Annotated in this window: 11 protein-coding genes and 1 pseudogene; 5 read left to right on the plus strand and 7 right to left on the minus strand. The window is 34.8% G+C overall.

Translation table 11 applies throughout. From position 1 onward, the window contains the following. Positions 1-71: 71 nt before the first annotated feature. The 3 genes from BST93_RS07860 to BST93_RS07870 form a co-directional block, all read right to left on the minus strand. A complete protein-coding gene (locus BST93_RS07860) occupies positions 72-1,406 on the minus strand; it encodes a M28 family metallopeptidase (RefSeq protein WP_105018721.1) in 1,335 nt (444 codons plus the stop codon). A 71-nt stretch (positions 1,407-1,477) separates the two neighbouring features. Next, on the minus strand, positions 1,478-5,752 hold the full coding sequence (locus BST93_RS14645; protein ID WP_105018722.1) for an amidohydrolase family protein: 4,275 nt from the start codon (positions 5,750-5,752) through the stop codon (positions 1,478-1,480). Positions 5,753-5,834: 82 nt separating this feature from the next. Further along, positions 5,835-6,938, minus strand: coding sequence for a DUF3810 domain-containing protein (locus BST93_RS07870; protein WP_219843742.1), 1,104 nt, complete (start codon positions 6,936-6,938; stop codon positions 5,835-5,837). Positions 6,939-7,008: 70 nt separating this feature from the next. Here BST93_RS07870 and BST93_RS07875 point away from each other — a divergent pair, with 70 nt between their 5' ends. Beyond that, positions 7,009-7,200 (plus strand): hypothetical protein, encoded by a 192-nt coding sequence (locus tag BST93_RS07875; RefSeq protein WP_042278414.1) that lies wholly within the window; start codon positions 7,009-7,011, stop codon positions 7,198-7,200. After that, positions 7,193-7,381, plus strand: a complete 189-nt coding sequence (locus BST93_RS07880; RefSeq protein ID WP_105018723.1) for a hypothetical protein — start codon at positions 7,193-7,195, stop codon at positions 7,379-7,381. The genes BST93_RS07875 and BST93_RS07880 overlap by 8 nt, the downstream gene beginning before the upstream one ends. A 19-nt stretch (positions 7,382-7,400) precedes the next feature. On the opposite strand, the gene BST93_RS07885 is transcribed toward BST93_RS07880, so the two are convergent. From BST93_RS07885 to BST93_RS07895, 3 genes are all read right to left on the minus strand, one after another. Next, complete coding sequence (locus BST93_RS07885) at positions 7,401-7,952, minus strand: GRAM domain-containing protein (RefSeq protein WP_105018724.1); 552 nt, start codon at positions 7,950-7,952, stop codon at positions 7,401-7,403. 6 nt (positions 7,953-7,958) lie between these two features. Beyond that, positions 7,959-8,480: a 6,7-dimethyl-8-ribityllumazine synthase gene (ribH, locus tag BST93_RS07890; protein ID WP_105018725.1), complete on the minus strand. Its 522-nt coding sequence runs from the start codon at positions 8,478-8,480 to the stop codon at positions 7,959-7,961. Positions 8,481-8,597: 117 nt separating this feature from the next. Then, positions 8,598-9,398: a tetratricopeptide repeat protein gene (locus BST93_RS07895; RefSeq protein ID WP_105018726.1), complete on the minus strand. Its 801-nt coding sequence runs from the start codon at positions 9,396-9,398 to the stop codon at positions 8,598-8,600. 255 nt (positions 9,399-9,653) lie between these two features. Between BST93_RS07895 and recF the strand changes: the two genes are divergently transcribed. From recF to BST93_RS07910, 3 genes and pseudogenes are all read left to right on the plus strand, one after another. After that, positions 9,654-10,733, plus strand: coding sequence for a DNA replication/repair protein RecF (gene recF, locus BST93_RS07900; RefSeq protein WP_105018948.1), 1,080 nt, complete (start codon positions 9,654-9,656; stop codon positions 10,731-10,733). Continuing rightward, the gene (locus BST93_RS07905; protein WP_085774462.1) at positions 10,730-11,143 is read left to right on the plus strand and encodes a lipocalin-like domain-containing protein; all 414 of its coding nucleotides are present in this window, start codon (positions 10,730-10,732) and stop codon (positions 11,141-11,143) included. Before recF ends, BST93_RS07905 begins: the two co-directional genes overlap by 4 nt. Positions 11,144-11,239: 96 nt before the next feature. Beyond that, positions 11,240-11,431, plus strand: a pseudogene (locus BST93_RS07910) (DciA family protein); the annotation flags it as partial. On the opposite strand, the gene BST93_RS07915 reads toward BST93_RS07910, so the two are convergent. Next, a complete protein-coding gene (locus BST93_RS07915) occupies positions 11,432-15,823 on the minus strand; it encodes a translocation/assembly module TamB domain-containing protein (RefSeq protein ID WP_258150503.1) in 4,392 nt (1,463 codons plus the stop codon). It abuts the pseudogene before it with no gap. Positions 15,824-15,840 lie beyond the last annotated feature (17 nt).

Raw genomic sequence — 15,840 nt, forward strand, 5'->3', positions numbered from 1 at the left:
CTAGCAGATTTTTGTTAAAATACTTGTTTTTACGATTAATTGAGTGTGTTCATTACTCATTTGATTAACAATTATCTACTTACTTTATTAGGAAAGACAACTATACTTTCTGTTCCATCGGCAGCAACAGCTGCAACACCAAAGTAATAATTATCAATAACAATACCTTCCAAAGTATGGTTATTGGTGTTTCCTACAAATCGACTGTGGTCCCATGTAGGACTTGTGGTGTCTCTCCAATATATTTTATAACCAACCGCATTAGGGACTTTACTCCATTCTAATCTAGCACTAGCTTCAACCATTCCACCAATTTTCACGGTTTTTGGTGGAGCAGGAGCCCAAGCTAGTTGCGCAAGGTTGATAGCGTTTACTGCGGTTAATTTTTTGGCATATGGAAAGTTCACATGCTTTACAACATCGCCATATTCAATTCCATTCTCAGTTCTAATATCTTGATGTTGCTGTGTGTAGTTCTCATGAGCTTCCATAATCCTAATTCCTGGAAAACCTAAGTCATTAAAGGGTCTATGGTGTCCACCACGTCCAAACCTATCCAGTCTATAAATCATCATAGGATTCATTTCGGGCATATAACTTTTAACGGAATTATGAATATACCTAGCAAGCTGTCTAGAATGTCCGTCGACTTCACCTCCATAAAATCTTCTTAAACGTTTAGTTCTCTCATCATCTGTAACGTTGGTAGGTTCACTAAAAATCCTGAAACTTCTATTATCTATGACACCATCTACACCTTTAATATTGCCTATCATGTCATTATTAAGAATTCCTAAAACATTCCAATCATTATCCTTGGCATATCGTGCAAGCCCTGCACCACCAAATAACCCTTGTTCTTCTCCGCTAAGGCCAACATAAACGATGCTGTTTGCAAACTTTCGTTTGCTTAGTACTCGTGCAGCCTCAATTGTTCCTGCCATTCCGCTCGCATTGTCATTAGCACCTGGAGCGTCGGTTGTGAAGTCCATAGTATCACTTGCTCTTGAATCAATATCACCGCTCATAATCACAAAATTGTTAGGCTGTGATGTACCTCTTTGAATAGCAACAACGTTTACAACCCAAGCGTCTTTTGGTACGCGACTACCCATTTCTTTAGTAACATAATCTCTTTGATAAAATACTTCTAGACATCCACCGCATTCTGCAGATATCTTATCAAACTCGGCTTTTATCCATCTTCTTGCAGCACCTATACCACGTGTATTACTCAATGTATCAGAAAACGTGTTTCTAGTTCCAAAACCTGCTAATTTTTTAACATCGTTCTCAATACGTTTTTCACTTACTTCATCAATGATTGAATATAAATCTTGTTGGTGGTCACTAGGTACTTGCGCAGTGGCATAAAGTCCTAATAAAGCTATTATTATGTATCGCATATGGTTAAAAATTAAAAACCCTTATTCCTAAATGTTTAATTGAGAATAAGGGTTTTGAGTTAGATTAATAGTTACTGATTGGTACGTTGTGGTTTTTCACCAAATTTTTTCATGTAACGCTCGTATAATTCGGTTTGATGAGAATTCAAAGAGATATCTCTTCCATCAATAAAGGCTCTTGTAAGTTGATTTCCTCTCATGTCTAGAGCATCGCCTTTTGAAATAAATAGCGTTGCACTTTTACCTTCTTCTAGACTACCATACTCTTTATCAATTCCTAAAATTTGAGCAGGAGTAAGTGTGATCATTTTAAGGGCTTGTTCTTTATCCATACCATAACCAGCAACAGTTCCTGCGTAGAATGGAAAATTACGCGTTTGATGACGTTCCATGTCACCAGAATTTTCAAGTGCAACGGTTACACCAGCTTTAGCAAGTAAATATGGGAATTTATAAGGCATATCATAGTCTGAATCTTCACGTGCTGGTAAATCGTGAACTCTACCTGCAAGCACAGGAATGTTATTCTGTTTAAGAAGATCTGTCACATTTTGCGCTCCTTGAGCTCCAACTAAAACTGGTTTCTTAATGTTGTTCTTTTTTATAAAAGTAACGACATCTCGTATTGATTTTTCACCGTTCACGTGAAAATAGAACCTTCCATTTCCATTTAACTCTTCTCTCATGGCTTCAAACTTTAAGTTTGATTCATTGTCTTGAGTCATATTGTGTGCCACAGCATCGTTAAAAAAGTCTTGTAATTCAATGATGTTTTCGTCATATTTCTTATTAGGTTCAATTGGACCAGGGTTGTACCAGCTACCTGATCTACTAAAACTACTAGGCCAGTTTATATGGATGCCTTCGTCCATTGATATGACCGCATCTTCCCAATTCCAAGCGTCTAATTGCACTACACTGGATTGACCAGAAATTCTTCCACCACGAGGCACTACTTGAGCTATTAAAACTCCATTAGGTCTCATTGATTCGACTACTCGACTTTCCGCATTGTAAGCTATTATACTGCGTATATGTGGATTGTACACACCTATTTCACGTTGATCGACACTGGCTTTCACTGCATCTACTTCGACAAGTCCTAGAGTACTATTCATGGCTATAATTCCTGGATAGACGTGCATACCGCTAGCCTCGATTACCTCACCTACAGGATCGATACGTACTACACGTGCATCTGCTACGGCTGTTATCACACCTTTATCAACGATAATAACAGAATTTTCAATTACATCACCATTACCTATATGAGCAGTTGCGTTCATAATAGTAAAGGATTTTTTTATGCTTGCCGGAGTTTGTTGTGCACTCACCGCTACGGTAAAAAGAGCACAAAAAGCTATCACTAAGTTTTTCATTTTATTCAATTTACCAGTTAATGGTTTCACATTCATACAATTCTTTTTCTCGCTTTTTAGGGTTTGCGTTTTCATTCCCTTATTTTTTGCTTCTATCATCTCGTTTACGAGTTGTTGTCTTTCTTTTTTTATGCTTTCGCGAAAGCGTAAATCATTTTCCTTGCTAAAGAAAATAATACCATCAATCATAGTATAATCTGCACTCGCTGTTACACTCATAGGATGATCGTTCCAAAGTACCAAGTCGGCATCTTTACCTACTTTGATACTTCCTGTACGGTCGTCAATATGTAAAAGTTTTGCAGGGTTTAGGGTAACAAACTTCCAAGCATCTTCCTCATTTACATTCCCATATTTAACGGCTTTGGCCGCTTCTTGATTTAATCTACGTGACATTTCTGCATCGTCTGAATTAAAAGCTGTAACAACTCCTTGAGAATGCATGATCGCACCGTTGTACGGTATAGCGTCGTTTACTTCATATTTGTAAGCCCACCAGTCACTAAAGGTTGAACCACCTACACCGTGCTCGGCCATTTTATCTGCTACTTTATAACCTTCTAGAATATGGGTAAAAGTATTTACTCTAAATCCGTGACGTTCGGCTAATTTCATAAGCATATTAATCTCGCTTTGTACGTAGGAATGACATGAAATAAATCGCTCTTTATTCAAAATTTCTAGCATTACTTCCATTTCCTCGTCGTATCTAAATGAATCTGTTCCTTTAGTTTTTTCGTATTCTCTTGCTCTTGTGAAGTAATCTTCAAAGACTTGTTCAACACCCATACGACTTTGTGGAAATCTTGTACCGTTTTGATAACGAGATTGTTTAACGTTTTCACCTAATGCAAATTTGATGAACTTTGGTGAGTTTTCTAAGATCATTTCATCGGCAGGATAACCCCATTTAGGTTTAATAATAGCGCTACGACCACCTATAGGATTTGCACTACCATGTAATAGTTGCATGGTGGTAACTCCACCAGCTAGGTCTCTATATAGATTTATATCTTCATGATCTACTACATCCTCAATAGTAACCTCGGCAGTGCTATTGTGACCAGCTTCATTAACTCCATTGTCTATAGCAATATGACTGTGTTCATCGATAATACCACTAGTAAGGTGTTTACCTGTTGCATCAATTACACGTGCTCTTCCTGCATTTAAATTTGTTCCAATTTTTGCAATTTTACCATCTTTTACAAGTACATCGGTATTTTTTAATATACCATCATCCTCGTTTGTCCAAACTGTAGCATTACGATATAGAATTGTTTCTTGCTGTGGTCTTTGAGAAGCTCCATATGCTAGGTTAGGGTAGGTGAGTGCACCTAAACTTTTAACTTCCTTATCCTTATTGTCTTCTTCTTTTTCTTGGTCTTCTTCTTTTTCTTCAGTAGAAGATGCTACAAGAGTAACAGGCAAGGTATCACCACTAGGTAAATGTACAGTTCCCGTAAGATCTTTACCATCGGGTTGTACCACTATACGTGAATAGCTTTTATCATCACTCTCTTTTTGAGTCATCATCAAATTAAGCCATTGTCCATCAAAACTTGATTTACTACCTAATTTTAAGGTATCGATTTTAATAGTGGCCTTTTTACCATCTCCAGAAACAACAAACTTGTATTCATCACCATTCAAGGTGGTCGTGTAGGTTCCATCTACGTCTGGCGTATGACGATTTTTAATGATGTGTTTTGATCCTTGCACCCAGTTTTCAAATATTTTAGTTTCCTTATCAAACAAGGGACCAGAGGTCATGATGAAATTTGCAAGTTTTCCTTTTTCTAGAGAACCTACAAGATCATCAGCTTTTAGTATACGGGCTGGTGTTAAAGTAAGGGCTTGTAGGATATCCTCTTCACTTAAACCATACTCCATTGCTTGACGTATATTCTCATGAAGTTTTTTAACATCCTTAAGGCCATGTGCTGTTATTGAGAATGTGATGTTGTTTTCTTTAAGCACTTTAAGATTTGCAGGCGACTGTTTCCATTCTCTCATATCTCCCAGGCTTACGTACCACTCTTGATAAGGATTTGAAACGTCATAAGCGTCAGGAAAATTTATAGGAACGATAAGAGATGCGTTTGTGTTTTTAATCTCACCTATCATTTCATAAGCATCTTCACCACCTACAATTACAAATTGTTTTCCAACTAAATCACCTACTTTATCAACTCTTAAAATATTTTTTTTATCACCAGCTTCAATTATTTGAGTAAGGTTCTTGTTTTTTATGAGTGCCTCTAAAGAGAGATCTCGAGTGTTTGAGTTTCCTTTTTCATACCAATTTGCATCAAAATGAGCCTGTCTAAGTAAGGCAAGGGTTCCCATAAGTGAAGTAGGGTAGGCTTGATTAGTTTGAACACTACGATCTAGAGAAAAATGCTCTGCATTTTCTCCACGCAAAATTCGATTACCATCATCACCATTATTATTTAAGGCAACTAACATTCCAGTACCACGAGCAATACCATCATGTAAGTGGGTTTGTACTGTTCCATAACCAACTTCTAAAAGCTTTTTGGCAGCCTTTTCATCGTACTTAAAATAATCAATAGCATTTTGTTCTGCTCTTATGTGATCATTCCAATAGTATCCTTTACGACCTTCATCATATTGTTGTGAGCGACTGCGTTCCGCTCGGCTTGGTTTTTTCATAGAAAAATCGCCATATGCTTCGACAAATGAAGGATAAATATGATTCCCATTTGCATCTTCTATAACGGCATCCTTAGGTATGGATACATTTTTACCTATGCTTTGAATTTTACCATCTTTAATAAGAATAGTTGCATTTTTGATGACATCACCTGTTCCTGTGTGAACAGTAGCGTTTGTAATTGCTCTTGAAACATTATTTACAGCGCTTATATCATCGTTGTTAGGGAAATATTCCTGTGAATGCCCAATAAAACACCACAAGAAGAAAAGGAAAAGAATTTTTTTCATCTTTTAAGACTGATTATTATGATATAAATTTTTGTTAAGGCTTAAAGATAGTTGAGCCGTTGCTAAATAAAAGTTAAAACTACTAGTAGTAATTCACTAGTAATGCAACTACGTAATTGTAGGTGTCAATTCCTTTAGGTTGATTATTAACTTTTAAATAGGAATCATAGACAGAATGTGAAACCTTTTCCACCAATCCATCTTGATATGGTTTCCAAAAATCTCTTAATTCTTGATAGTTTTTGAAAATACCTGGTTTAATTTCTTTAGCTACCACAGCATACTTTTCAGGGTCTCGTAAGTACAAATCATTCAAACAAAATTTAAGGGCGTATAAACTAGCACTGTATTGAAAATGACGATCAGGATGTTTTAATCCAGCATCAATAGCTATAAAATTTGCTTCGTTTTCTTTGGCAAACCCTAGTTGATGAGCCATTTCATGCAAGCATAGCACTGGAGTTTTGTATGCGTTTATCCAGCCATTAATTTGAGCTTCTCCTGTTAATGGATTTAAATAACCACTGTAACCCATATAAGTAAGTGGTACTGTAAGCAATGATTTTTTCAAACTTACGTTTGAATACTTTATCCTAGTATTATTGAGGTGGTAATTCTCAAAAGCCATAGGAGCCATATTCATCCAAACCATTTGGTCGTTTCCAAAATCTACTTTTAGAGAATCGTTGTCTTGGATTGATTCATGTAAATTATTGCTAAGCTCAATGAAATCTTTAGTCACCTGGAGTAACTGCTCTGTAGAATAATCTTCTTCAATTTCCAGTATTTCGTGCATGGGTAATCGATAGTAATTAAAACCCCAAGCCATATGAAAATAAAAAATAATAACATTGAGCGTAATTAAGATCTTTGCAACTTGTTTACCTATTTTTCTTTTAAGAATCGGATTGTTTACTGAATTCTTATTCTTAATTAAATAAAGACTTTTGGCTATCAACTTAATGATCCATTTTATAAGCAAAAGGATAAGTAATGAATAAATAAAATCACCAAAGGAAAAGGGAATCCAGCCTAGTCCTATGCGCATAGCATCTGCTATAAAGGGATAGATACCGTTGCTGTAATAAACCTCGATAAAATCATTTGCATATTTTAACCCGAAAAATACCATAAACTGGCCAACGAGTATGACGCTATATAATAGAATTTTTGCTTTGACTTTCATCTGGTACTAAAGTAAACTATTCCTAGGTAAGCTGGCTTTTAATTGTTTATTTTAGCATTAAATTCAAGTTATGACACAACGTAAAAGAAACCCCAAAATTGGAATATTATTAGCGATACTATTCGTGGGATTTGGTTCATGGCGCTTAGTAGATTATTTTTTCTATGATCAAAATATTCCAACATGGCGTTTAGCATTTTCTGCTATTTTTATCATCTACGGTCTATTCTTGGCCTATTCAGCTTTTACAAAAAATGAATAAAAAGAACTACACCTTGTTTCTTAACCTAGCCTTCATTGGTATAGGTGGTTATAAGCTATACCAGCATTTTATTGACGGCGTTGAACTACCTACTTATCAAATAGTGCTAGCCGGATTTCTAGTTCTTATGGGTATTTATCAATTAATAATGCTCAATAGAAATTTTAAAAAACCAGAATAATTAATGGTACTTATTCAGATTATTTAGATTTGCGTAAGTGATATTCAATTTCTTTTATCCATTCCTCGCGATCATTTACAGTAAATAGATATTGTTTATCCTGGGTATGAACTATAAATTGATTTTTAATCCATCTAAACTTGTGAGTTGGTTCTATATTAAGAATGTTAGAAAACCGAATATTATGTTGACCAGCTTGAAAATTTAATTTATGACTTTTAAAAATCAAACCTAGGTTGGTTATCAAAAGCTTTCCACCAACCATCTCATATTTTTTCTTAAAGTTTGCTGGACCTTGGGCTATAATTTCTTCTTCATGTTCAAGAGTAGGTTGAGACTTTTTGTTCCAGCCTTTTCCCATTTTTATCATGATTGTAGGAAATACAAAAGTGAAGAACAGAGCAAAAAAGAAGGCGTTAAATAAAACGTATTGCCACGTGAATAAATCTTTATCCATGTAATATGTCATGAGCGCCATAATACCACCGTAAGTAATCGAGGTGAATAAAAAGGTAACTAGTCTAACTTTCCAGTTTGCTTTGTATTTTATTCCTATCTCCTTAATCGCCATATAGGGTTATATACTCATTTTCAGGTTACCCATTTTAATCGCTACCACTGCCGCTTCAGACCCTTTATTGCCGTGAACGCCACCGCTGCGAGCAACAGATTGCTCGTGAGTATCATCTGTAAGAACACAAAAAACTACAGGGATATTAGTGCTATTTAAATTTAAATCTTTTATTCCTTGCGTAACTCCTTGACATACAAAATCAAAATGAGCTGTTTCACCACGAATTACACTACCTATAGCAATAATAACATCTAATTGCTTTTTTAGATTGCGTTCTTTCATAGGATAGGTGCTCTTTTGCATTTGAGAACAACCGTAAATAAGTTCAAATGAACCAGGGACATTCATTCTGAAAATACGCTCTTCATCCACGCCGCAATCTAGGAGTGTTTCATACGCACCTTTAAATAGATTTTCGGTAATATCATCGTTCCATTCACTTACCACAATTCCTACTCGCAGTTCACTAGAATCTGGTAGTTCATTTTTATTGTATTCTGAAAGGTTTTTTCCTGCTGTTGCCATGGTTACAATTTTGTGACTGTAAAAATACAGTCGGTTTGATAGTTACTTAGTTAAATTAACTAAAAAAGCCGTCGTAGAAAAGTGTTCTGCGACGGCCTTTAGGTAGTTTAAAATACACTAGTTTTTTGAAGCTCTAGCTTGAGCTAATAAAACTTGTGCTGTAGTTTTTTCATCAGACTCTGGGAATTCTGATTCAATTTTTTCTAATGCATCAACTGCTGTACTATTATCTCCTGCTTGTAGAGCAGCCTGTGCAGCTTTTAATAAGTACTTAGGTGATGTGAATTCATTTGATTCTATTTCTGCAGCCTCTAGGTAGTAAGGAATAGCTTGTTCTGCTTGATTAGCTTGTACTAGAGCATCTGCGATACCAGCCTTAGCAAGAGATGCAAGTACAGAACCGTTACCATCGTATTCAGATAAATAATCGATAGCTTTTTGATATTTGTCACCACCTATGTTCAGGTAAGCCATTCCCGCTTTATAGTTAGCTATGTTTGCAGCATCAGTACCAGCGTATTCTTCAGCTATTTTGGCATATCCGTATTTACCATTTACACCTTCTATAGAAAGCATGAATAGCGAGTCTTTTTCTTGAGTGCTAGTTGAGTTCATTGCTAGGTCAAAGTACTTGTCAGCCTCTTTACTTTCAACGATAGCTTCATCGGCTTTAGGCGCCATAACAAAATTGTTGTAAGCCCAGTATCCTAATGCTACAAGAGCAGCTACACCAACGATAGCAAAAATGATATTTTGATTTTTACTTACCCATTCTTCAGTTTTACTCGCACCTTCATCTAGGGTGCTAAAAACTTCGGCAGTAGTAGATTCACTCTCGTCAAAGATTTCTTCTACGTCATTATCAATCTTTTCTTTCTTCGTTTTAGGTTTATATCCGCGCTTATTATACGTTGCCATAATTTGATTGTTAAACGCGCAAAAATATAACAATTCTGCAATTATAAAAACGTGTGAAAGCTTTATTGTTAACACCTGCATCAATTACATTTGCAGGAAATAGATTTCTGTTAAGATCTATGATATAATTAATGCTTTGTTTGTGGTGTTTTCGCTTTCGCGAAAGCGTACTTAATCTAATAAAAATAGCCAATAATAAGTTATTGTTATTCTTGTTTATAACAGGTGTTAATATCTCTAATGAGTCTAAAAATCATGCATTTAACTAACTTACATCTTATAAACTACAAAAGTTTTGAAGCGGCAGATTTTGATCTGGATGAACGCATCAATTGTTTTGTTGGTAATAATGGAATAGGTAAGACTAATGTGCTCGATGCTATATATCACCTAGCACTTACTAAAAGTTATTTCAATCCAATAACGGTTCAAAACATTAAGCATGGCGAAGAGTTTTTTGTTATAAGCGGTGAATTTCTCAAAAATGAACAAGTAGAAAAAATTACTGTAAGCGCCAAACGAGGAAACAAAAAGGTAGTTAAACGCAATGGTAAGATTTACGACAAATTAAGTGAGCACATAGGTTTAATCCCTGTGGTGATTATATCACCTGCTGATAGGGATTTGATTACCGAAGGCAGTGATACTAGACGTAAATTTCTGGATAGTGTGATATCCCTAGAAAACTCGGTCTATTTCAATAGTTTAATAAAGTACAACAAGCTTATTCAACAACGTAATGCGTTGCTCAAGTATTTTGCAGCCAATAGAAAATTTGACAGTGCAGCTTTACAAGTTTATGACGAGCAATTGATTCCTTTAGTCAAAGAAATTCACTTAACAAGGGTTGATTTTTTAGAGCAGTTCTTACCAATATTTAAAGATTTTTATGCTCAAATTTCGAGTAGTAGTGAAGATGTTACGATTCATTATAAATCGGACCTTCATAATACTGATGCGGCACAGCTCTTTACACAAGCACAGCAAAAGGACATGCATTTACAATACACTAGTGTAGGTGTGCATAAGGATGATTTAATTTTTACTTTGCAAGATTATCCCATAAAAAAATATGGTAGTCAAGGACAACAAAAAAGCTTTTTGACAGCTTTAAAGTTGGCCCAATTTCAATTCATCAAAGAACGTAGTGGTGTAACTCCTATTTTGTTATTGGATGATATTTTTGATAAATTAGATGAAAACCGCGTGAGTCAGCTCATCAATATGGTAAATGACGATAGATTCGGTCAAATTTTTATAAGTGATACGCACACAGATAGGACTGAAGCCGTTATTAAAACTACTGATCAATCTTATAAGATCTTTGAATTATGAAACTAAGAATAGTACTGTTAATAGCTAGCTTATTATTTATTTCATGTAGTAGTGATAGTGATAAAAAACTTGAATTACTGGATGGTTATTGGAATATCGATACGGTTACTTTACCCGATGGTAGTGAGAAGGAATTCCCTTTCTCCAACCATATGGATCATTTTGAAGTAGAAGGACTGAACGGTGTAAAACACAGAGTGAGCCCTACTTACGATGGTGGTTTTGTAAATTATGGCAGTCCGGTGTACTTTAAATGGCAAGAAAACGAAGATGAACTAATTCTTATTTTTAAGGAAGGAGATAATTCTTACCAGCAAAGTGTTGAAGAAGTGACAACTACCGATCTAGAACTGAAACACGAAAACGGTACTATTTATTCATACAAACGATATACGTCTAATGAGGAATAATAAAAAAGAAGATTTTGTAGATATGAAAGAGGTCTTAAAAATTTTAAGACTGAAAATAACCTACAAAAAGGTTTTGATAAAGTTGACGTTAATAAAGCCTGGGAACAAGTAATGGGTCCTGGAATTTCAAACTATACCACTCATGTAAAGTTTGATAACGGAACTTTATTAGTTTCTCTATCTTCTTCTGTACTTAGACAGGAATTGCTTTACGGAAGATCAAAAATTGTAGAAAATCTAAATGAGCATTTAGGAAAGGAGCTCATCCAGAAAATTATATTGAGGTAATTATTTAAAATTAACTACTGTTTCTTCCTCTTCTTCGCGACGTGCTTTCTTTTTGTTCTCTAGTGCAAGTTGTTTTTTGAAAATCTTATTATAGAGTTCTTTTAAGCTATCAAAATCCACCGAATATTGTAATCCAATTCCTTGGGTAAAGTCCTCTTGTTGACCTAATTGCTGTAAAGTGTTTTCTCTATTAAATAGTTTTAATCTTAATGAGCCGTCGTCATTAAGTAAAAATTCAATTTGTACATTTCCTATCACCGTACGTTCTGTAGATGATGTGTTACCAACTGGAACCCCTAATTTCCCGTTTATAAGTACACGGTCATTGATCTGTGTACTTAAGGTTATACCGAATCGATCGGATCTTTGTAAATCAGAATTTGGATTACGTTCTGACGCCTCGTAATTCACACCAAATTGTAGCTTACTGTCTTCTCTATTCACCAAATCATTTACAATTCCCGTAACACTTTCTACTACGTTTCCTGTTACAGCATTTTGCCCAATACTATTTGGATTGTAAAAGGAACCAGTTGCAACTAGGGATAGTGCCTGTAATTGACGTTGTGCTTTATCTTGTAAACGGTATTGAAGCTCGGAACTTACAACACTGCCGGCGCTAGGAAATTGTATGTCAAATTCTGGATCAAAATAGGTTAAATCACCTTGTAATTCTGTAACAACTTCTACTGGGATTTGGGCATTAAGGTTAGGATTATCTAATAGGATTGATGGGTTTGCATTGGTATAATAGGTGGCTTTAACATCAATATTTGCATTGAATGGATCACCATTCCAGTCGATTGTACCACCAGGTTGAATGATAAAGTTCTTATTTACGATACCTGCATATTTGAAATTGTAAATACCATCGGTAACAATAAAGTCACCATTCATAATAAATTTACCATTTGTATTGATCTCTAATAATAAATTTCCTGCACCGCTACCTTTAAGATAACTACCGTTAGTAGGATCTACGGTAATTTCAACCTCAGCTTCAGGAGTAATATTTAAATCAAAATTGAGTTCTAGACCGTCTACATCGTTTATAGCCACATCTTCTCCATTAAGTCTAGCTTCTTTTTCTTCTGGGCTTAAAAAATAAATCGCGCTTGTATCTCCTAAAGATTCACCATCATCTATAGGTATTTTAAATACAGTGCCAGCACCAGTAGTAGCTACAACATCGATTACTAGAGATTCTGCAGGGCCTTTAATGGTTGCATCACCATTGATGAATGCTGTACCGTAATACAGAGCGTCAGGTGTGAGTTCCGTATTTAGAACTAATAACCTATCAGAAGCAAGAGCTAAATCCAATTCCCAGAAACCAAAGTTTTTATGTCGTATTTCGCCAGTTAACTCACCTATTGTTCCGTATTTAGTATCTGTAAGTTCTACTGTGTTAAAATCAAAACTGCCAGTTGTTATAGTAATTTCTTCCTCTTCACCAAAATCAAAGTCTGTATTTAGATAAGGAACTCTTAAACCTGCATTTTTTAATAATAATTCACCGTCAAGATCAGGTTCGACTAATCTACCTGTAATGGCAACTTCGCCACTTGCAAAACCTCTCATGTTATCTAATACAATACCACCTAGTGGACTGAGCGCTATTAAGTTGAAATCATTAAAATAAGTGTCTACATTTATGGTACTGTATTTTCCACTTGTGTCTATGGTTCCTTTAGCCTGAAAAGATTTGTCGTTTTTATTTTTAAGTTGAGCATTGACGTTATAGGCGGTAAGGGCATCGTTTCCTTTAACTTCTAATGCAAAATCTCCTAATGGTGTTTCATTTACGTTTAAATCAGTCACCGTAAAATCAGATACTGGTGCATAATTTCCATCTTTTTGTGAAACCGATAGATAGCCGTCTAATTTACCTTTCATACTTAAGCTATCAATAGGTTTAAGTAAACTAGAAAGTCTTACGTTTTCAAAATCTAAAAAGAGATCTTTATCTTGAGTTCCATTCATGTTTCCAGAAACAACAACTTTCTCTTTTTTATGTTGAGCTACTATCGTATCCAATTTGAAGTCCTTAAAGTCATGATCAAAAACTAATTGAACATTCTCCTGCTTTTTGTTGAGCAACCATTCCTTTCCTCTAAAATTGATGTCGCTTTTACGAACTCCTATTACCGAATTATTGTCACTGTTAACTGTATGATAGAAACTTAAGTTGAATTTTTCACTATTATCGTCGGACCCTACAAACTCTGTTCTAAATAGTAAAGTGTCTTGTCTAGTAACATTAATGAGCTGAAAATCGTCTATATCATAAATACCATTTTTAAAGTTTTCAACTTTAATATATGTATTAAAAAGTGGGTTTTGATTATTCACCTGAACGTTTACATCGTCCAATTTCATGTCATAAACTTGTACTTCTGGAGTTCTAAAGTTCATTCGGAACTCGGCTTCATTACTAGCCACCTCGCCCTTAAGAATCGTGTTTTCACCAAAATCTAAAAAAGGAAAAACAAGGTCAACTATTTTATCATATATTTTAAATTCATATTTCAAATATTGATCTTGAGTTATACTTTCTGATTTATAATTTGTGTATACATTACCTATACTATTCTTAAATAACTCAGGAATTTCCTCAATTATAAATTTACCCGATAGTTCACCTTCAATAATATCTGTACTATTAATGGTAATAAATCGTTCTTCTTCCTTAAAATAAGAGGTGATTAAAAAGTCTTCAAAGAAGAATTTTTTATTAGGATTTGTATACGAAGTATTTTTAAACTCAATAGTTCCTGCTGCGTCGTCAAGGTTAGTACCCTTCATTTTCATAGCAACATTTCCCTGTAGAATGGCAATTGAATCACGAGTGAATAAATTAATGGCATTCAAATCTGCTTTTTCAATATTGGCAGTGAAGTCATAAGTATTTATGTCGTCAGAAAAGTCCGCCAGTCCATCAAATGTAAGTTTCAAATTAGGGTCGTTGACAACGAGCTCACCATTGAACAAAGGTTTCTTTAAGCTACCGTTAACTCTAATATTTCTGTAAGTGTAACCATTGAATTCAAACCTACTAATACTTCCTTTAAGTTGACTGTTTGCATTATTAGGATTAAAACCACGTCCATTCACATCGAGGTTAAGTGTAGTTTTACCTAAGGAAGCTACGCCTAATAATTCGCCTAGATTAACAGATTTTAAAATTATATTACCATTATAACCTATTTGATCTGATTGTATTTCAGTCAAGGTTAATTGAGTATCAAAATTACCTTTACGAGTAGTTCCTGTTAGGTTAGAAACAACAGTGTTTGCATTTACACTAGCATACCCTTTAGCCTTTACGATACCTAGACTATTAAGCTCTTTAGGCATTTTTCCGTTAAGAATATTAGGCAAAAACTTCTCTAGGCTACTTTTTGAAACTTGCAGATTTTCAAAATCACCTTCAATAAAAAAGTTTTCCTCATTTTCAATGAGGTTTTTAAAATGCATATCACCTTCTATAACTATTTCATCAAGGGTTTGTGCTTTTAAATTATCAACTTTAAAATCATTTAAAACACCAGTCAAATTGCCAGATATGGTTACCCTTTCATTTGGTGTTATCTCGTTATAGAACCTTCTTAAATCGTTAGTGTCAAAATCACCTTCACTTATCTTAAAATCCCAATTTACTTTATTGACAAAATCAACAAAGTCTTTTCTGTCATAGGTAAGTTGTAGATCACCTTTAAGAGTAGAGTTTTCAGTTTTTATAGAAAGGTTAGGGACCGATATATTCTGTGGAGTATACGTTAAGTCGGCAATGAGGTCAGTTATTTTTAAATATTTTGTACCGTTTATTTCTGTCATTGCACCATTGTACATGTCAAAATTAGACGACTCAATAGGCACAATAATGTCGGATCCATCAATGGTTAAAGAAGCAGCAGTAGCATTAAAATTGGTAGCTATAAATGATTCTGGATACCTTAAATTTTCATCTATTATTTTAATATCTGAATTTGTAATTTCAAGATCACCTGTAGTTAGTACGAATCTACTGCTTGATGTAGATGTACTGTCAGAAAGCTTTTCAATAAATATTTGCAGGTTATCGTCCTCTTCACCTTTATACCTTTTCAAATTGAAAACCACACCATCTAAAGAGGTGGAACCAAGGTTAGGTTGCCCATCAAGTAAATTCCCTAAACTCAAAATAGAACTCTCTAATTTGTTGATAAAAAATAAGGTATCACCACGATGATCTAGGCTCAAAACTTCTTTAAGAGCCACATTGCCGTCATACGTGATTTGAACTCTTTTGACATCTAGATTAATATCATAATCCTCATTTAAAGAGTTAGTTAAGTATTGCGCGGTTGAGGTTTGAACACTAGGAATACTAAATACTATAACTACTACCAAAAATAGTAGGAGTAAAA

Origin of the sequence: Nonlabens tegetincola (assembly GCF_002954355.1) — a bacterium.
GTDB classification, from domain to species: Bacteria; Bacteroidota; Bacteroidia; order Flavobacteriales; family Flavobacteriaceae; genus Nonlabens; species Nonlabens tegetincola.

Coding starts and splice junctions, on each gene's coding strand:
- ribH (WP_105018725.1), bottom strand. CDS start 8,480: ATGGCAACAGCAGGAAAAAACCTTTCAGAATACAATAAAAATGAACTA.
- BST93_RS07895 (WP_105018726.1), bottom strand. CDS start 9,398: ATGGCAACGTATAATAAGCGCGGATATAAACCTAAAACGAAGAAAGAA.
- BST93_RS07885 (WP_105018724.1), bottom strand. CDS start 7,952: ATGGCGATTAAGGAGATAGGAATAAAATACAAAGCAAACTGGAAAGTT.
- BST93_RS07860 (WP_105018721.1), bottom strand. CDS start 1,406: ATGCGATACATAATAATAGCTTTATTAGGACTTTATGCCACTGCGCAA.
- BST93_RS07875 (WP_042278414.1), top strand. CDS start 7,009: ATGACACAACGTAAAAGAAACCCCAAAATTGGAATATTATTAGCGATA.
- BST93_RS14645 (WP_105018722.1), bottom strand. CDS start 5,752: ATGAAAAAAATTCTTTTCCTTTTCTTCTTGTGGTGTTTTATTGGGCAT.
- BST93_RS07880 (WP_105018723.1), top strand. CDS start 7,193: ATGAATAAAAAGAACTACACCTTGTTTCTTAACCTAGCCTTCATTGGT.
- BST93_RS07870 (WP_219843742.1), bottom strand. CDS start 6,938: ATGAAAGTCAAAGCAAAAATTCTATTATATAGCGTCATACTCGTTGGC.
- recF (WP_105018948.1), top strand. CDS start 9,654: ATGCATTTAACTAACTTACATCTTATAAACTACAAAAGTTTTGAAGCG.
- BST93_RS07905 (WP_085774462.1), top strand. CDS start 10,730: ATGAAACTAAGAATAGTACTGTTAATAGCTAGCTTATTATTTATTTCA.